The 16,897-nt window shown below is 71.3% G+C and carries 19 protein-coding genes; 9 read left to right on the top strand and 10 right to left on the bottom strand.

Annotation, left to right across the window (positions count from 1 at the left end):
• Positions 1 to 183: 183 nt before the first annotated feature.
• Positions 184 to 1,458: a sodium:proton exchanger gene (locus MZC64_RS37240; protein WP_247764370.1), complete on the top strand. Its 1,275-nt coding sequence runs from the start codon at positions 184 to 186 to the stop codon at positions 1,456 to 1,458.
• On the opposite strand, the gene MZC64_RS37235 is transcribed toward MZC64_RS37240, so the two are convergent.
• The 3 genes from MZC64_RS37235 to MZC64_RS37215 form a co-directional block, all read right to left on the bottom strand.
• A complete protein-coding gene (locus MZC64_RS37235; RefSeq protein ID WP_247764369.1) occupies positions 1,398 to 1,718 on the bottom strand; it encodes a hypothetical protein in 321 nt (106 codons plus the stop codon). The two genes, MZC64_RS37240 and MZC64_RS37235, sit on opposite strands and share 61 nt — an antisense overlap.
• A gap of 37 nt (positions 1,719 to 1,755) precedes the next feature.
• The gene (locus MZC64_RS48305) at positions 1,756 to 4,578 is read right to left on the bottom strand and encodes a LuxR family transcriptional regulator (protein ID WP_282106496.1); all 2,823 of its coding nucleotides are present in this window, start codon (positions 4,576 to 4,578) and stop codon (positions 1,756 to 1,758) included.
• Between the two features lie 72 nt (positions 4,579 to 4,650).
• The gene (locus tag MZC64_RS37215; RefSeq protein WP_247764368.1) at positions 4,651 to 5,358 is read right to left on the bottom strand and encodes a carbonic anhydrase family protein; all 708 of its coding nucleotides are present in this window, start codon (positions 5,356 to 5,358) and stop codon (positions 4,651 to 4,653) included.
• Positions 5,359 to 5,644: 286 nt separating this feature from the next.
• Between MZC64_RS37215 and MZC64_RS37210 the strand changes: the two genes are divergently transcribed.
• Complete coding sequence (locus tag MZC64_RS37210) at positions 5,645 to 6,487, top strand: cyclopropane-fatty-acyl-phospholipid synthase family protein (protein WP_247764367.1); 843 nt, start codon at positions 5,645 to 5,647, stop codon at positions 6,485 to 6,487.
• A 16-nt stretch (positions 6,488 to 6,503) separates the two neighbouring features.
• Entirely contained in the window at positions 6,504 to 7,442 is a 939-nt protein-coding gene (locus MZC64_RS48965; RefSeq protein ID WP_247764366.1) for an OsmC family protein, read from the top strand.
• A gap of 3 nt (positions 7,443 to 7,445) precedes the next feature.
• On the opposite strand, the gene MZC64_RS37200 is transcribed toward MZC64_RS48965, so the two are convergent.
• The 3 genes from MZC64_RS37200 to MZC64_RS37190 all read right to left on the bottom strand — a co-directional run bounded on the left by MZC64_RS37200 (position 7,446) and on the right by MZC64_RS37190 (position 9,152).
• A complete protein-coding gene (locus MZC64_RS37200; RefSeq protein ID WP_247764365.1) occupies positions 7,446 to 7,682 on the bottom strand; it encodes a DUF2630 family protein in 237 nt (78 codons plus the stop codon).
• Positions 7,683 to 7,756: 74 nt separating this feature from the next.
• Positions 7,757 to 8,359 carry a chorismate mutase gene (locus MZC64_RS37195; protein ID WP_247764364.1) on the bottom strand — a complete coding sequence of 201 codons (603 nt, stop codon included), beginning with the start codon at positions 8,357 to 8,359 and terminating at the stop codon, positions 7,757 to 7,759.
• Positions 8,360 to 8,399: 40 nt separating this feature from the next.
• Positions 8,400 to 9,152 (bottom strand): SDR family NAD(P)-dependent oxidoreductase, encoded by a 753-nt coding sequence (locus tag MZC64_RS37190; RefSeq protein WP_247764363.1) that lies wholly within the window; start codon positions 9,150 to 9,152, stop codon positions 8,400 to 8,402.
• 52 nt (positions 9,153 to 9,204) lie between these two features.
• On the opposite strand from MZC64_RS37190, the gene MZC64_RS37185 reads away from it, so the two are divergent.
• Positions 9,205 to 9,552: a helix-turn-helix transcriptional regulator gene (locus MZC64_RS37185; RefSeq protein WP_247764362.1), complete on the top strand. Its 348-nt coding sequence runs from the start codon at positions 9,205 to 9,207 to the stop codon at positions 9,550 to 9,552.
• 60 nt (positions 9,553 to 9,612) lie between these two features.
• Complete coding sequence (locus tag MZC64_RS37180) at positions 9,613 to 11,004, top strand: sulfatase-like hydrolase/transferase (RefSeq protein ID WP_247764361.1); 1,392 nt, start codon at positions 9,613 to 9,615, stop codon at positions 11,002 to 11,004.
• A gap of 135 nt (positions 11,005 to 11,139) precedes the next feature.
• Here the strand turns inward: MZC64_RS37180 and MZC64_RS37175 are convergent, their stop codons facing one another.
• On the bottom strand, positions 11,140 to 12,111 hold the full coding sequence (locus MZC64_RS37175) for a GlxA family transcriptional regulator (RefSeq protein WP_247764360.1): 972 nt from the start codon (positions 12,109 to 12,111) through the stop codon (positions 11,140 to 11,142).
• Between the two features lie 159 nt (positions 12,112 to 12,270).
• Between MZC64_RS37175 and MZC64_RS37170 the strand changes: the two genes are divergently transcribed.
• From MZC64_RS37170 to MZC64_RS37160, 3 genes are all read left to right on the top strand, one after another.
• On the top strand, positions 12,271 to 12,891 hold the full coding sequence (locus MZC64_RS37170; RefSeq protein ID WP_247764503.1) for a DJ-1/PfpI family protein: 621 nt from the start codon (positions 12,271 to 12,273) through the stop codon (positions 12,889 to 12,891).
• Between the two features lie 172 nt (positions 12,892 to 13,063).
• Positions 13,064 to 13,549, top strand: coding sequence for a PAS domain-containing protein (locus tag MZC64_RS37165; RefSeq protein WP_247764359.1), 486 nt, complete (start codon positions 13,064 to 13,066; stop codon positions 13,547 to 13,549).
• Between the two features lie 22 nt (positions 13,550 to 13,571).
• Positions 13,572 to 14,231 carry an RES family NAD+ phosphorylase gene (locus MZC64_RS37160; RefSeq protein ID WP_247764358.1) on the top strand — a complete coding sequence of 220 codons (660 nt, stop codon included), beginning with the start codon at positions 13,572 to 13,574 and terminating at the stop codon, positions 14,229 to 14,231.
• Between the two features lies 1 nt (position 14,232).
• Here the strand turns inward: MZC64_RS37160 and MZC64_RS37155 are convergent, their stop codons facing one another.
• The 3 genes from MZC64_RS37155 to MZC64_RS37145 are packed head-to-tail and all read right to left on the bottom strand — an operon-like array spanning position 14,233 to position 15,748.
• A complete protein-coding gene (locus MZC64_RS37155; RefSeq protein ID WP_247764357.1) occupies positions 14,233 to 14,436 on the bottom strand; it encodes a hypothetical protein in 204 nt (67 codons plus the stop codon).
• Complete coding sequence (locus MZC64_RS37150) at positions 14,433 to 15,068, bottom strand: TetR family transcriptional regulator (RefSeq protein WP_247764356.1); 636 nt, start codon at positions 15,066 to 15,068, stop codon at positions 14,433 to 14,435. The genes MZC64_RS37155 and MZC64_RS37150 overlap by 4 nt, the downstream gene beginning before the upstream one ends.
• 41 nt (positions 15,069 to 15,109) lie before the next feature.
• Entirely contained in the window at positions 15,110 to 15,748 is a 639-nt protein-coding gene (locus MZC64_RS37145; RefSeq protein WP_247764355.1) for a TetR/AcrR family transcriptional regulator, read from the bottom strand.
• 105 nt (positions 15,749 to 15,853) lie between these two features.
• Between MZC64_RS37145 and MZC64_RS37140 the strand changes: the two genes are divergently transcribed.
• Positions 15,854 to 16,894 (top strand): medium chain dehydrogenase/reductase family protein, encoded by a 1,041-nt coding sequence (locus tag MZC64_RS37140; protein WP_247764354.1) that lies wholly within the window; start codon positions 15,854 to 15,856, stop codon positions 16,892 to 16,894.
• The last annotated feature ends 3 nt before the right edge of the window (positions 16,895 to 16,897 follow it).

Below are 16,897 nucleotides of genomic sequence, written 5' to 3'. Positions count from 1 at the left end.
GAGAGGCTGGGCGCACTCCGAAGGGGAGTAGCCCGCAACTCCGTGCGTCGACATGCTGGGGACCTCGTGTCCTCCGGCGCCGGGACCGGCCCAGCCGGTGGGCGAGACCTTCGGCCAAGCAGTCATGCCTGGCCGAGCCTCCCTGGAGCCCCGGTCTGGCCGTCGCCGTCCGGAAGGAACCCCGTGTCCAGCAAGCTGGTCCGGCCGCTCGCCGTCTGCGTGGCCCTCACCCTGCCCGCGCTGACCGTCCGCTTCGGCGGCCTGCAGCTGCCACCGCTCGCCGCCCTGCTGCTCTTCGGCGCCGCCGTGGTGGCCGCCTCCTTCCTGCTGGCCTGGGCCGCCGAGGCCGCGCAGGCCGACATCTCCGGCGGACTGGCCATCGCCATCCTGGCCGTGATCGCGGTGCTGCCCGAGTACGCCGTGGACCTGTACTTCGCCTACAGCGCGGGCACCGACCCGAGCCAGGTCGCCTACGCCGCGGCGAACATGACCGGCTCCAACCGCCTGCTGCTCGGCCTGGGCTGGTCGCTGGTGGTGCTGCTGGCCTTGTTCGTGGCCCGCCGCCGCACCGGCCGCTCAATGCGCGAGCTGGTGCTCGGCTCGGGCTACCGGGTCGAACTGGGTTTCCTGGCCATCGCCGCGGTGGTGGCCTTCGTGATCCCGGCGACCGGCCAGATCTCGCTGCTGCTCGGCTGCGCCCTGCTCGGCCTGTTCGGGTTCTACCTGTGGAAGGTGTCCCAGTCGGAGGCGAGCGAACCGCACCTGGTGGGCCCGGCCGCGCGCATCGGCGCGCTGCCCCGGCGGGCCCGGCGGAGCCTGGTGATCGGGCTGTTCGTTTTCGCCGCGGTGGTGGTGCTGGCCAGCGCCGAACCCTTCGCGCACGGCCTGATCGCCACCGGTCGGCAGCTCGGCGTGGACGAATTCCTGCTGGTGCAGTGGCTGGCCCCGCTGGCCTCGGAATCGCCGGAGTTCATCGTGGCCATCCTGTTCGCCTTGCGCGGCCACGGCGAGGCCGCCATCGGCACCCTCATCTCCAGCAAGGTCAACCAGTGGACCCTGCTGGTGGGCAGCCTGCCGGTGGCCTACCTGCTCGGTGGCGGCGGCGCGGGCGGGTTGCAACTGGACGCCCGCCAGATCGAGGAGTTCCTGCTCACCGCCACCCAGACCCTGCTCGGCGTCACCGCCCTGCTCGCCCTGCGCTTCCCCCGCTGGGCCGCCTGGACACTGCTCGGGTTGTTCGCGGTGCAGTTCGCGTTGCCGGGGCAGGCCGCGCGGTACGTGCTGTGCGGGGTGTATCTGGCGCTGGCGGTGGTGGCGTTGATCCGCAACCGGGCACATCTGCTGCCCACGCTGGCCGCGCCGTTCCGGCGGCAGGTGGCCGAGCAGCCTGACCCGGCTCAGGCGCGGACGTCGCCCACCGGCATGCTCGCCGCCGACACCGCGTCCGCCCCGAGGTAGTCCTCCGCGCACCGCATCCCCACCTGCGCGTCCGCCAGCATCGCCGGCCCGACCTGGTCCGCGGCGAGGCGGGCCGCCTCGCCGGGGGCGGTGTAGACCGAGCGGAACGCCTGGCCGAGCAAGTCGCCGCCGATGCCGGATTCGGCGCCGGCGATGGCCGACTTGTCGGCCTGCCAGCCCTGGTCGAGGTCGGAACCGCGGCGGGACAGCGAGCGCATCTCGGTGTCCACTCCGCCGGGTCGCTGGTGCGCGAAGCTCATGCCGCCAGGATGCGGGGATTCCGGTGCGGGTGGGAGGTCATGGCCGGAAGCTGTCGCGGGCGAGCAGGGCGGCCAGGGCGGTGCGGGAGCTGAGGCCGAGTTTCTGGAAGATCCGGCTGAGGTGGGTTTCCACGGTGCGTTCGCTGACCACCAGCAGGGTGGCCACGGCGCGGTTGCTGTGGCCCTGGGCGACCAGGGCGGCGATCTCGGTTTCGCGGGGGGTGAGGCCGAGGGGGGAGTCCTTGGTGGTGCGCGGGACGCGGCGGCCGAGGCGGCGTTGGTGGCGGAGCACGATCTCGGTGTGCCGGGTGGCGCCGCAGTCGGCGAAGACGGCAGCCGCCTTGTCCATTGTGGACAGTGCTTGGTCGCGGTCGCCGAGGGTGGCGTGCAGTTGGCCGCACAGCAGGGTGGCTCTGGCTGATTGCACGGGGAAGCCCGCGGTGGCGAAGGCCCTGGCGGCCTGTTCGGCGAGGGTGCGGGCGTGGGCCGGGTTGGGGGTGCGGGACTCGGCGTAGGCTCTGGCCAGGGTGGCGGCGGCGGTGCTCCACGGGAATTGGTGCTGTACCAGGGATTCCGTTCGACTCGCCCAGTCCGCGGCTTCGGCTGGGCGGTCGGCGTCGGTGGCGATGTGGGTGAGTTCCAGGTAGGTCAGCACCCGGGCCCGGTGCAGGGTGCCGGGGAGGTCGGGGCCGCCCAGCCGCTCGATCGTCTCGGCCAGGGGCGCCTCCAGGCCGAGGCGGGCGCGGACGAGGTCGCGGAGCAGAGCCAGGTGGGGGGCCAGGGGATGCCAGTTCGCGCAGGACAGGGCGGCGACCTCGCGGCCGGCTCGTTCGACCGCGTCCAGGTCAAGGCAGTACAAGGCGACGGCTGCCCGCGCGCACAACACGTTGACCAGCAACGGTTCGATGCCGGTCAGGCGGGCGGCGTCGAGGGCCTCCTCGGCCTGGGCAGTGGCCTCGGCCATGCGGCCGGCGTGGGCCAGCACGGTGGCGGTGGTGCCGAGCACCTCGCCGCCGAAAGTGAGGTGGCCCAGGCGTTCGGACATCCGGCGGACCTGGCCGAGCCTGCGCAACGTGTCACCAAGGCGCAGGTGGCAGATGGCCTCGACCAGCGGGGTGATGTGGGTGAAACCCAGGTGGGCCAGGTGTTCTTGCTCGTCCAGGCACTCGTAGACGGCCACCGCCTCGTCCATCGCCGCGACTGCTTCCGGGACCCGGCCGAGTTCCGGGTAGGACCAGGCGATCATGGCCAAGGCTATGCAGCGCAACGCTTCCGGCAGAGTCAGGCGCAGTGCGGCGGTGGCGGCTTCGGCGGCTTCGGTGAAGCGGGCGTCCAGGACGTGGGACAGGGCCAGGTGCAGCCACAGGGTCGCGGTGTCGGCGTCCGCGCGGGGGTAGTCCCTGGCCAGTTCCTCGCGCAGCAGGCGGCGGCCTTCCTCGGGGTGGGACAGCAGCCGACTGGTGGTGGCGCACAGCACCACGGCCTGGTGACGCAGGTGTGGCTGACCGGTGGGGGCGGCATCCAGTTGCCCGCGCAGGATGTCCCAGCATTCCCGGTAGTCCCCGCGCAGCATCAGCGCGTGCGCGAGTTCCAGGCGCAGGTCCCGGCCCAGGTCGTCGGCGGGGGTGGGGTGGCCGTGCAGGGCGACGCGCAGCCAGCTCACCGCGGTGGCGGGGGCCTGGGCCAGGGCCAGCCGGGCGGCCGCGCGCAGCAGGTCGACCGCGGTGGTGTCGCCGACCGCGGCGGAGCGGGCGATGTGCGGGGCGATGGTGGTCAGCGCGGCCCCGCGGTCGGTCAGCAGCGCGGCGGCGCGGCCGTGCGCGGCGGCCCGCCAGAGCGGGGTGGCGGAGTGGTAGACGGCGTTGCGCAGCAACGGATGGCGGAAGGTGACGCGTTGGCCGGCGCCGGTGCCGCGGAGCAGGTCGGCCTCGAACAGCTCCTCGGCGGCGGCGTGCGTGTCCGGCAGGCTCAGGCCGGCCGCCGCGGCCACCAGCTCCGGATCGACCTGGTCGCCGATCACCGCGGCGGCCTGGGCGACCAGGCGGGCGGCGGGGGAGAGTCGGGCGAACTCGCCGCGCAGCAACGCGGCCACTCCCGGCGGGACCTCCGCGCCCTGCTCGGCCGGTGCGGCCAGTTCGCCGCCGTGCGCCAGGACCTGGAGGTAGAGCGGGTTGCCGCCGGCGAGGTCGTAGAGCCGCCTGCGCTCGGGGTGGGCGGGCAGCAGCTGCTGGGCCGCGGCGAAGTCCAGCGGCGGCAGCTCGATCCGGTGCCGGGTGGCGTAGGCCGGACCGGCGAGCACCGCGGCGAGTTTGTCCGGCAGCTGCCGGGGTCGGTGCGCGAGCAGCAGCAGCAACCTGCACGCGGGCGGGCGGCGCAGCAGGTGGGCGAGCAGTTCGGCGGTGGACTCGTCCGCCCAGTGCAGGTCGTCCAGGGCCAGTACCAGCCCGGCCGGTCCGGCCAGCGCGTCCAGCGCGGCGGCCACCGCGCGGTGCAGCAGGTACCGCTCGGCGGCCTGCGGCGGCGGAGCGGGCGGCACCCGTTCGGCCAGGCCGGGGAAGGCGGTGGTCAGCCAGCGCAGGTGGCCGGGGCCCAGTGCCGCGGCCCGCTGGTCGGACAGCGCGGCCAGGTGGTGGTCCAGGGCGTCCAGGAAGACCCCGAAGGGCAGATCGCGCTCGAACTCCCCGGCCCGGCCGGCCAGCACGGTCAGTCCGCGCCCGGCCGCGCGCTCGCCGATCTCGTGCAGCAGCCGGGATTTGCCGATGCCCGGCTCGCCCACGATTTCCACCGGGGTCGGTCCGGCAGGCAGCGCGTCCAGCAGCGAATCGAGCTGGGCCAGTTCACGCTGACGGCCGACGAACATCCGGTCAGTGGAGCACAGAGTGAGCCCGGCGGGGGGTTGAACCCGCCGGGCTCACCTGGTTGACGGAACCGGTCAGATCAGGCCGACCTCGGTGAAGTGACGGCCGTTGAGCGGCTGCACGGCCCGCGAGTTGCCGTGGCTGAACAGGCCCTGGAACCGGGACAGGGTGGCCTGGCTGACGGTCTTCTCCCCGGCCAGGTACCACTGCACGCCCTCGGTGAAGGGGTGGGTGGTCAGCGAACCCTGGTAGTGCAGGGTGTGCTTGTTGTGCGGCAGCAGGCTGTTGAGGTTGACGCTCGGAATGTGCACCGACTGACCGCATTCGGGCGCGAGCTTGGCCAGCACGGTGTCCACCACGGAATGCTCGCCCGCCCGCAGCGGAACGCCGACCACCAGCAGTTTGCCGGCCGCGCTGCGGTGCACCAGGTGCATTTCCAGCGGGTACTGCCGGCCGGCGAAGCGATGCTCAGCCGGGGTGTGGAAATGGAACTGATCCAGGTCATAACGGACACCGGCCGCGGTGACGAAACCGGAACCGGGCTTGACCTTGGCTTCCTCGGTTTCCTCGTGGTCGCGGACCTGGCAGCCGTCCGGCTTGGTGTCGTCCTTGCGCTTGTACTCCAGCTCTAACTCGGAGTGACCATAGGTCACGTCCAGTTTCGGGTGCGTCGGGTCGATCTGGATCGCTTCCGGCACCACGTTGACCGGGCTCTGCGCCGGCAACTTGGACTGGGCGACCGGGCTGACCACGATGGCGGCGACGGCTACCAGTGGCAGCACGACAGAAAGTGATCGCTTGAGGGTCACGAAGGGGCCTTTCGGGATGAAAAGCTAATGGCAGGGATGAATCGGATGAACGTCTCCAGTCAAGACCCAGAGCCCGGTATCCGGCATCGTTCATTTGAATACTTCGAAATGATCCGCATCACCGCAAAGGGCCTTTTGGTCTATCGCGTTATAACCCGAACGGCCTAATCAATCGGGACTGGTTCAGAATGGTGAAGTCCAGGCCGGGCTTGACCGGGTGGAAGTCGGTCCGGTACTCAGGTTCACCTGGGAGGTGGCCATGGTGATCCGGGGTGCCAGTGGGGTTACGGCCGAGACGGTGGGCGCGTACTACGACCAGATCACCGAGTTCGTCACCGGTGACCTGGGCGGCAGTCTGCACATCGGGTACTGGAAGGACCTGCCACCTGGCAGTTCGGTGCGCGACGCGTCCCGGCGGATGACCGCGCTGATGATCGAGAAGCTCGCGGTGCGGCCCGGTCAGCGGGTGCTGGACATCGGCTGCGGCACCGGCCGTCCCGCGGTGGACCTGGCCCAGACCGCCGGGGTCGAGGTGGTCGGGGTCAACGTGAGCAGGCTGCAACTGGACCGGGCCGGGCAGCTCGCCGCCGAGGAGGGGCTGGCCGATCGGGTGCGGTTCCAGTTCGCCGACGCGATGGACCTGCCGTTCGCGCCGGGTTCCTTCGACGGGGTGTGGCTGTTCGAGTCGCTGTTCCACATGCCCGACCAGCGCCAGGTGCTGCGCCAGATCGCCGAGGTGCTGCGGCCCGGTGGCAGGCTGGTGATCGCGGACCTGGTCCAGCTGGTGCCGCTGACCGACGAGCAGAACGCGGTGCTCCAGTCCTGCTGGACCTCGGGCAACGTGGCCGCGATCCACCCGGTGGAGAACTATCCGGCGCTGCTGGCCGAGTGCGGGCTGACCTTCGCCGAGCTGACCGACATCTCCGAGGAGTCGCTGCGGCAGACCTTCCGCGCGCTGCAGGAGGAGAACGCGGACTGGTTCGAGGGCATGGACCCCGAGGACCTGCCGGTGGACTACGGCGCGGACGTGGACAACGGCATGGCCCGGCTCGCGGTGACCCCGGAGATCGGCTACGCCATCGTGGTGGCCACCAAGGCCTGAACACTAAGGTCATCGCGTGACCACGCAGACCGGCCTGCCGCACGCTCACGCCCTGTTCGCGCACAACCTGCCCGCTCCGGCGGCGGCCGCGATCAGCCGGGCCCTGGCCGCCACCGGTCTAGCCGTGCACCAGGTGGAGGCCAGCGCGGCCGCCGCGGACGAGCTGATCCGGCTGGCCGAACACCTGCCGGGACCGCTGCTGCTGCTCGGGCACGGGATCGGCGGCACGGCCGTGCTGCTGGCCGCCCCGCACCTGCCCGCCACCGCCGCGATCGCCACCCTGGCCGCGATCGCGCCGGGGGAGCTGCCCGCGAAACTGGGCGCGCCACTGCTGATCCTGCACTCGCCGACCGACAACGCGGTGGGCGTCGACCACGCCCGCCGGATCTTCCAGGCCGCCCGGCACCCCAAGTCCTTTCTCGCCCTCGACGGCGCCGACCACGAGCTGAGCACCCCCGGCGACGCCGGCTACGCGGGCACGCTGATCGCCACCTGGGCGGCCCGGCACCTGCCCGAGCCCGCCGCCGAACCCGAGGGCCACGTGCTGGTCACCGAGAACGGCACCGGGTCGTACGGCCAGACCATCTCCGTCGGCCGCCACCTGATCGCCGCCGACGAACCGCGCCCGCTGGGCGAGGACAGCGGCCTGTCCCCGTACGACCTGCTGCTGGCCGGGCTGGGCGCGTGCACCTCGATGACGCTGCGGATGTACGCCGAGCGCAAGGGCTGGCCGCTGGAGCGGGTCAGCGTGGCGCTGCGGCATTCCCGGGTGCACGCCAGGGACTGCGCGGACTGCGAGACCAAGGACGGCAGGCTGGACCGGATCGAGCGGTCCATCCGGATCACCGGTCAGCTGGACGCGGCGCAGCGGGCGCGGCTGATGGAGATCGCGGACCGCTGCCCGGTGCACCGTACCCTGCACTCGGAGATCATCATCGACACGGCGGCGTACTGAGCGCTACTGCAGGTAGCCCTGCACCTCACCGGCGGTCCGGGTGGTCGCATCCGCCGGGTCCTGGCCGAACTCCGCCGCCGCCCGCCGCTGCCGCAGCAGGTCCCAGCACTGGTCGAGCTGCTGTTCCAGGGACTTCAGCCGGGTGCGGTCGGCCTCGGTCAGGCCGGTTCCGTGCGCGCGCAACGCGCGCTCCTCGGCGACCAGCTCGTCGATGGTGCCGAGAATGTCCTTGTCCGCCATGGTCAGCTCCTCTCCCGCGCACTCACGGCCGAGCGTAGTCCGGTGTGGACCGCGGCGCCCGGACCGCGGGCAGGTCAGCAGATGGATCCGACGCCGGTGTCCAGGGCCTGCCGGTGCAGCCGGTCCAGCCGGTGCTGGGCCGCGCCGACGTGCTGAGCGACCAGAAGTCTTACCTGGCAACCGATTCCCGGCTTGCGGATGTCCTTTGTGGACACCAGCTCGGCCAGCATCCTGGTGGCCAACTCGTCCAGGCGCTGGCGGATCAGGTTGAGGTCGGGGCGGGTAGTCGGTGCCTGGTCCGGGTGCCGGGTCCAGTGGTCGAACAGGCCGCGCTGCACGATCTTGTTGGCGGTGATCTGGTCCCGGAAGAAGCGGACCGTGGCCTCGGGATCCAGCCCCAGCGGACCCGCCTGCGCCCGCACCCCGTCCAGGACCTGCTGCTCGCGCACCGGGTCGTCGATTGGTTTGCCGGTGCCGAACTTGGACGCGGCCACCAGATCGCCGACCAGCAGGCGCTGGATGACCAGGTCGGTGAGCGGGCCGAGGCGGCGGAGTTCCTGGGTTTCGACCGTGCTGGTCACCGGTGGCGCGGTGCTCACAGCCAGGGCGGCCGGGCCGCCGATGGTGAGCGCGCCCAGCATGACCGTGGCGGACAGGGCGAAGCGGCGCAGGAACATCGACAACCTCCGGATCAGGACCCGCCGTCCAGCCTAGACCTCAGGTCAGTTCCAGCCCGCCGTCCACGGTGAGCACCTGCCCGGTGACCCAGGTGACCGCCGGATCGCCCAGGTGCAGCAACCAAAGCGCGACCTCCGCCGGGGTGCCGCGGCGGCCCAGTGGGACCCGGGCGGCCTCGTCCTGCTTGATCTGCTCGACCACCTCGGCGGGCAGTCCGGACACAGCCAGGGCCTCGGATTCGGTCGGGCCCGGCGCGACCGCGTTGACCCGCACCCGCTCGGCGGCCAGTTCCAGGGCCCAGCTGCGGGTGAGTTGTTCCAGGGCGGCCTTGCTGGCGGCGTAGAGCGAGCCGCCCTCGCCCATCGGGCGGTGGCCGTACAGGCTGGAGACGTTGAGGATCGAGCCCTGGGTGGCGCGCAGGTGCGGCAGCGCGGCGGCGGCGAGCAGGACGGGCGCGGTCACGTTGAGCGCGAACTGGTCGTTGACCGTCTTGGCGGTGATCTCGGCCAGCGGCGCCGGGGTGAACCCGCCCGCATTGTTGACCAGCACGTCCAGGCGTCCCCAGCGCTCGATCGCGGCCCGCACCACCGTGGCAGGCGCGTCCTCGGCGCGGATGTCCGCGGCCAGCACCGCGATGCCGGGATGCGCCCGCGCGGTCTCATCGAGGGCCTCCTGCCTGCGCCCGACACCCAGCACGTGTGCCCCGGCCTGGGCGAACGCGATCGCCGCGGCCCGGCCGATGCCCGAGCCCGCGCCGGTGACCAGCACGACCCGATCGGTGAAGTCAGCCATGATCTTCCTTTGTTCGACGTTCATAGAACATCGAACAAGTTATCATGGTCCGGTGAAGGACGTCCGGCACCCAGACACCGAGGAGCTGACCCTGATCGGGGTCATGTCCGCGCTCAGCGACCCGATCCGGGTCGGCCTGGTGCGGGTGCTCGGCGACGGCGCGGAACGCGGCTGGGGCGAACTGCGTGCCCCGGTGGCCAAATCCACGCTCAGTCACCACCTGCGGGTGCTGCGCGACGCGGGCCTCACCTGGACCCGGCAGGAGGGCACCCGCTGCTTCGTCAACCTGCGCCGCGAGGACCTGGAATCCCGGTTTCCCGGACTGCTGGACGCGGTGCTGGACGCGGCCGAGGGCGACGATGTGGGCCGGCAGGTCGAACTGAGACCGGAATCGCAGTAACCCGGGTCACATCGTGGGACGGACTGCCGTTCGCGGAAACCGGTCCCTAGCGTCGGATCCGTGACGCGGGAACCGGGAAACCTCAGCAGGCGACAGCTCGGCGGCTTGGTCGGTGCGGGTGCGCTGACCGCGCTCACTCCCGGCGCGGCCGCGGCCGCCGAAGAGCCGTTCCGGCCGCTGGGCAACGGAAAACCACCACGCCCCAACCTGTTGGTCATCCTCGCCGACGACCTCGGCTGGGCCGACCTGTCCAGCTACGGCGCCCCGGAGATCCGCACCCCGAACCTGGACCGGCTCGCTGCTTCGGGGATCCGGTTCACCCAGTCCTACTCGGCCTCCTCGGTCTGCTCGCCCACCCGGATCGGCCTGTACACCGGCCGCTACCCGGGTCGGCTGCGCGGCGGGCTCAAGGAGCCGATCGACGCGCCCAACGAGGTCGACGGCATCCCGATCGGGCACCCGACGCTGGCCAGTCTGGTGAAGGCCGCCGGCTACGACACCGCGCTGATCGGCAAGTGGCACTGCGGTTATCTGCCCTGGTTCAGCCCGACCAGGCTGGGCTGGGACGAGTTCTTTGGCAACTTCAGCGGCGGCCTGGACTACTTCTCCAAGCTGTCCTACCTGGGTGCGCACGACCTGTTCGAGAACGAGGTCGAGTACCACGATCTGCGCTACTACACCCACATCGTCACCGAGCGGGCCACCGAGTTCCTGGGCCGGGAACACCGGAAACCCTGGCTGCTCAACCTGAACTACACCACCCCGCACTGGCCGTGGGAAGGCCCGGGGGACAAGGAGATCAGCGACGAACTCACCGCCAGGATCAAGGCGGGGGAGAAGGGCGTGCTGCAACATCGCGACGGCGGATCCCTTGCCACCTACCGGGACATGGTCGAGGACCTGGACCGCGCGATCGGCCAGGTGCTCAACGCCTTGCGCCGCAACGGTCAGCTGCACAACACGCTGGTGTTCTTCGCCAGTGACAACGGCGGCGAGCGTTTCTCCAACACCTGGCCGTTTTCCGGGGCCAAGGGCCAGGTCGCCGAGGGCGGGCTGCGGGTACCCACCCTGCTGAGTTGGCCGGGACAACTCCGCCCGCGGCAGGTCGAGCACAGCCCGGTGCTCACCATGGACTGGACCGCGACCTTCCTCGAACTCGCCCGCGCCACCCCGTCCCCGGCACATCCCCTGGACGGGGTCAGCCTGGCCGGGCACCTGTTCCGTGGCACACCGGTGCCGCGGCGGGATCTGTTCTGGCGGATGAAAGGCCAGCGCGCGTTGCGCCGCGGCGACCTGAAATACGTCCGCAACGGCACCGCGGAAAGCCTGTTCGACCTCGCCGCCGACGTCCGGGAACAGGCGAACCTGGCGAAGAAACGACCCGCCGACCTGGCCGCGTTGCGAACGGCCTGGGAAGGAATCGACGCCACCCTGGTCCCATACGCGCCCTAGGCAGGTCACCGGAGGTGCAGTCCGTCTCCGCCGTCGAGTTGGCCCAAGTCGTACGCATAGTTGGCCCAACTGGGCGTACCACTTTGGCCAACTCGACGGCGGGTGGGTTTACGGACCGGGCTTCTGGCTTGTGGGTCAGCGGCGGACGGGGGCGGTGGGGGTGGAGCGGAAGGTGCGGCGGTGTCGTTGTGGGCTGGTGCCGGTCTGGCTGACGAAGTGCGCGCGCAGGGTTTCCGCCGATCCGAACCCGACCTGACCGGCCACCACCGGCACCGGCAGGTCGGTGTCCTCCAGCAGCACCCGGGCCCTGGCCACCCGCTGCGCGGTCAGCCAGTCCATCACCGTCGTGCCGGTTTCCTGGTGGAATCGCCTGGTCAGGGTGCGCACGCTGACCTTGGCCTGGCGGGCGATGGAGGTCAGCGTGTGCTCGCCGTCCAGGTGCGCCAGCAGCCAGTGCCGCAAGCCGCTGAGCGGGCCCGCGGCCACCACCACCGGCCTGCGCGCGAACTGTTCCTGGCCGCCGTCCCGGTGCGGCGGGCTGACCAGCAGCCGGGCCAGCGCGTTGGCCGCGGTCTGGCCGACGTCCTGGGCGATGAGGTACAGGCACAGGTCGGTGGCGGCGAGCACGCCTGCGGAGCTGAGCACCGCGCCGTCGTCGATGTAGAGGTGCCGCTCCTGTACGTCGACCAGCGGGAACCGGTGCCGCAGCAGGTCGGCGAAGAGCCAGTGCGTGGTGACCCGGCGGTGGTCCAGCAGTCCGGCCTGGGCCAGGGTGAACGCGCCCGAGCAGAGCGAGACCAGCCGCGCCCCGCGCCCGGCCGCGGCGACCAGCGCGGCCAGTACCTCCGGGGCCACCGGGCTCAGCGGGTCGGCGACGCCCGGCACCACGATGGTGTCCGCGTGTGCCAGCGCGTCCAGGGGTTCGGTGCCGGTGGTGGTCAGCCAGTCGCCGGAGCGGATCCGCGGCTGCGGCCCGCACAGGGTGAGCCGGTACGGGTTGCGCACCCGAGGGTCCTCCTCGGTGAAGTACTCCGGCCACGGCCCGAACACCTCGACCGGCACCGCGACTTCCAGCGCGATCACCTCGGGCAGGGTCAGAATCGCCACCTGGTGTCCGGCAGTTCCGTTGTGGCCCATGGCAAAAACCTTATCCTGCCAGCGATTCTCGTTTCACCGCACCGATCAGTGGCCGGATCCCTGGACTTGTTGACCCGTTCACCCACCCTCGGCGACCGCGGGTGAATTTAGCTTTTCCGGGTGACGCTAATGCTGAAACCGGGCGCGGACGCGATCCGCGTCGACCTCGCCCTCTTCGACGGACTCGACGTGCTGGACGTGGCGGGCCCCGCGGAAGCCCTGCACCACGCCCAGGCCCTCGGGGTGCCGCTGGACATCGCCAGGGTCACCCTGACCGAGCAGGACTTCGTCACCTGTGGTGACGGCACCCGCTGGATCGCCGACGGCCTGCACCGCCCGGACGCCGACGTGCTGATCATCCCCGGCGGCGGTGGGGTGGAACAGGAATCCGCCTCCGGGCGCTGGTTCCCGGCCATCCGCAAGCTCGCCGAGAACGACGGCACCCTGGTCTCGGTTTGCACCGGCGCGCAGCTGCTGGTCGCCGCCGGCGTGGTCGGCGACCGCCGGATCACCTCGCACCGGATCGCGCACGAGCAGCTGACCGGTCTCGGCGTGACCCTGGTCGACGAGCGGGTGGTCGACGACGGCGACCTGATCTCCTCCGCGGGCATCACCGCCGGGATCGACCTCGGGCTGTGGCTGGTGGAACGGATCGCCGGCCGGGACCGGGCCGATGAGATCGCCGAGTTCATGGAGTACCCGGACCGGTTCCGCCCCCGGCAGCTCACCCGCCAGGACAGCTCGGCCTGACCCGCCGTCGGACCCGGCCGGGCGGCAACCGGCCGGGTCCGATGATCCGGCCATCCCGGTGAACTCCCCGCGCGAACCGACCGGCGCGCCATCCGGTGCGGCATGCTGGAACTGGTTGCAGATTGGACAATCTCCGCCGCCGCGAACCAGCGTTGCTGGAAAGGACACCAAGATGGACCTGATCGACAAGATCACCCGCGGTGAACTGGACGGCCTGAAGTTCCAGGGCGCCCTGGAGTCCGGCAAATTGGCCCCCGAGGGCCTGCTCGCGGACCAGAAAGCCATTGACGACATCCCGGTCGGCATCTACGTGCTGGAAACCGACGGCACCCTGATCACCTGCAACCAGGCCGCCATCGCGGCCTGGGGCCGCACGCCGGAGCTGGGCACCTCGGAGAAGTACTGCGGCGCGTTCCGGCTGCGTTACCCCTCCGGCGAGGTCATGCCGCACAACCAGGCCCCGCCCGCCGTGGTCACCAACAACGGCGGCACCGTGCGCGATGCCGACGTGATCTGCGAACAGCCCGACGGCACCCGGTTGCTGGCGCTGGTCAACGTCTTCCCGATCCGCGATGAGTCGGACACGGTGGTCGGCGCGGTCAACATCTTCCGGCACAACACCGACAAGAAGGTCCCCGGCCTGGTGGCCGAGGCCTGATCTTGCGAGACTGGGCAGCACGATGACGCGCCTCCCCGCACCACCGGCGCCCACCGTGCTGGCCCAGTCGATCGAGCCCGCGGACCTGATCGCGGTCGGCTCCTCGACCCGGCTGGTGCGGATCTTCGCCGCGGGCGGGCGGCATCCCCAGCGCTGGAACGGTTTCCGCACCGTCGGCCCACTGCCGCACGCCTACTTCGACCCGCACCCTCCCGCCGAGGACGGCTCGCTCACCAGGGACAACGACCAGGGCGTGCTGTACTTCTCGCTGTCCACCCGCACCTCGGTGGCCGAGGTCTTCCAGGACACCGCCACCGTGGACCGGCACGCCAACGCCCGCCACCTGGTCATCCTGCGTCCGCGCCGCCCGCTGCGCCTGCTCGACCTGACCAGCCGCTGGCCGGTCAAGGTCGGCGCCTCCGCCGCGATCTGGTCCGACAGCACCAACCGCACCCAGGCCTGGGCCCGCGCCATCCGCGAAGCCGACCCGGACCTGGACGGCCTCTGGTACCAGTCGGCGGTCGACTCGGGCGCGCCCGCGATCTGCCTGTGGGACCCACCGGCGGCCTCGGCCCTGCCGCGCAAGCCGGATGTGCTGCTGCCACTGGAACATACCGGCCTGGAACTGTCCCTGGGCCGGGCCTGCGCCGACCTCGGCTACACCCTCGCCGCCGCGTCCTGACTCAGGCCTCGAACCCCAGCGCCCGCATGTACACCGCGAACGGCTCCCGGGCCGGGATCACCCTGGCCGCCTCGAATTCCAGCACGTCCATGGTGCGCACACCGGTGCGGTTGGCCAGCTCCGCGGCGGACACCCCCTGCAGGTCGCGGGCCTCGCGGAGCACCTTGGCCAGATCCTCGGCGTCTTCTTGCGGGGTGAAGGTCATCGCTGCTCCTTGGTTCGTCGCCGCGGCGCCGCCACGGCGTGTTCGCACAGGGTCACCAGTTCACGGGTGTAGCCGGTCAGGTCCGCCGCCGGCTGGGTCAGCAGGTGTTGCAGCGCGCCGGAGAGCAGCTGCCGGATGATCACCGCGACGGTCCGCGGGTCGAACTCGCGGAACTCGCCCGCGCGCTGCCCGCGGAGGAGCACCTCCTCCAGCCCGGCCAGTTCGGCGGCGTTGCGGGGTTCGGCCCAGCGGCTCAGTGCCTCGGGGTGGCCCTGCAGGATCCGCACCAGTGCCAGCAGGTGGCCGCGGTGGGTGTCGTAGAAGGCAAGGCTGCCTTCGAGATAGCCGCGCAGGGCCGACCAGGCGGAGGTGGCGTCCGCGCTGTTCGGACGCACCACCTCGCCGCCGGTGCGGTAGACCTCGGCCACCACCTGGCCGATCAGGTCGTCCTTGTTCGCGAAGTGGTAGGAGATCAGGCCAGGGCTGCTCAGCCCGGCCCGGCGGGCGATCTGGGCGAAGGATGCCTTGGCGTAACCCAGTTCGGCGATGGTCTCGATCGCGGCGGCGACGATCTGCTTCCGGCGTGCGGCCTCGGTGAAGCTCAGGTCGGCCGACCCCGGTTTAGGTTGCACAACCTAATCCTAGGTCACTCATCAAATGCGGGCTGATCCGGCTACGTGCGCAGGTGCGCCAGCGCGGTGATCATGCGCTCGGCGAGGTCGGCCGGCCACGGGAAGACCACGGTGACCGCCCGCTGGTGCGCGAGTCCGTGCAGTCCCAGCCACAGCGCGACCGAATCGGCGAACGGGTCGGTGCTGGTGGCCAGATCCGCCGCGACGCAGTCGGCCAGTGCCTCGGCGAGCAGGCCCAGGCTGGCCTGGCCGAGCGCGGTCATATCGCTCTCGGTCAGCACGCTGTTGTCCAGATCGGGCATCCACAGCCCGCCGAACATGGTGCGGTACCGCCCAGGGTGCAGCTGGGCGAACCCCAGGTAGGTCATACAGACGGCGAACAGTCGGGCCCTGGGTTCATCGACGGCGTCCCTGGCCACCCGCAGCTGTTCCGCCAGTTCGTCGAAGGCCTGCTGCACCACGGCCAGCATGATGCTCGGCTGGTCCGGGAAGTGGCGGTAGATCGACGGGGCGGCGATGCCGACCTGGCGGGCCACCGCGCGCAGGGTCACCGCGCTCTCGTCGCCGGTCTCGTCCAGCAGCGCGACCGCCGCGGTCACGATCTCCTCGCGCAGGCGGGCGCCCTCGCCGCGGCGGTTGCGGGCACGGGCGGGCCTGGGTGCGTCCCTGTCGTCGTCCATGGCTGTGAGCTTACAAGAAAAACTTACAGGTGTTAGCTCTTGCGCTCACTAAGTGAACGTGCGTAGCCTTACGGTCGTAAGTTCAAGCGCCGAAGGAGAGCCCAGATGAGCACCAACACCGTCACCACCAGCGCCACCGAGGTCGTGCTGCCCGCCAAGGTCGAGGTCGACGGCCTCCAGGTGCGCGTCCGGGACCTGCCCGCACCGGCCGCTGGCCAGGTCGTGCTGCGGATGGACGCCACCGGGGTGTCCTTCGCCGAACAGCAGATGCGCCGGGGCAAGTACTACGACCAGCCCGCGTTCCCCTTCGTGCCCGGCTACGACGTGGTCGGCACGGTCACCGCGGTCGGACCGCGGGTGGACGCCAAGCTGATCGGCCGCCGCTTCGCCGCGGTGACCAAGATCGGCGGCTGGGCCAGCTCGCTGGTACTGGAGGCCGCCGACCTGGTGCCGGTGCCGGACGGGGTCGACCCGGCCGAGGCGGAAACCCTGGTGGTCAACGGGATCACCGCCTGGCAGATGCTGCACCGCACCGCCGGGGTGGCCAGGGGCGGGACCATCGTGGTGCTGGGCGCCAACGGCGGCGTCGGATCCACCCTGGTGCAGCTGGCCCGGCACGCCGGGATCAAGGTGATCGGCACCGCCGCCGCCCGGCACCACGACTCGGTGCGCGAACTGGGCGCCATCCCGGTCGACTACCGCGACCCCGACCTGTACCGGCAGATCCGCGAGATCGCGCCGCAGGGCGTGGACGCGGTGTTCGACCACGTCGGCGGCGCCGGACTGCACGAGTCCTGGGGGCTGCTGCGCCGCGGCGGCACCCTGGTCTCCTACGGCACCGCGGCCACCAAGGACGAGGACGGCAACTCGCGGCTGCCGGTGCTGAAGTCCTTCGGGCGCCTGCTGCTGTGGCACCTGCTGCCCAACGGCAAGAGCGCGAAGTTCTACAACTTCTGGGCGGGCAAGCGCAGCCTGGCCACCTTCCGCGCCCGGCTGGCCGAGGACCTCACCCAGGTGCTGCGACTGCTGGACGAGGGCGTGCTCACCGCGCAGATCGCGGCGAAGTTCCCGCTGGCCGACGCCGGTGCGGCAATGGCTCTCGCGGAATCGCGTACCGTGCTGGGCAAAGTCGTCATCGTCGGATAGCGG

This window comes from Crossiella sp. S99.2 (assembly GCF_023094165.1).
Classification (GTDB): Bacteria; Actinomycetota; Actinomycetes; order Mycobacteriales; family Pseudonocardiaceae; genus Crossiella.
The sequence above is the reverse complement of the archived record's forward strand: the minus strand, read 5'-3'. Positions and strand labels throughout refer to the sequence as shown.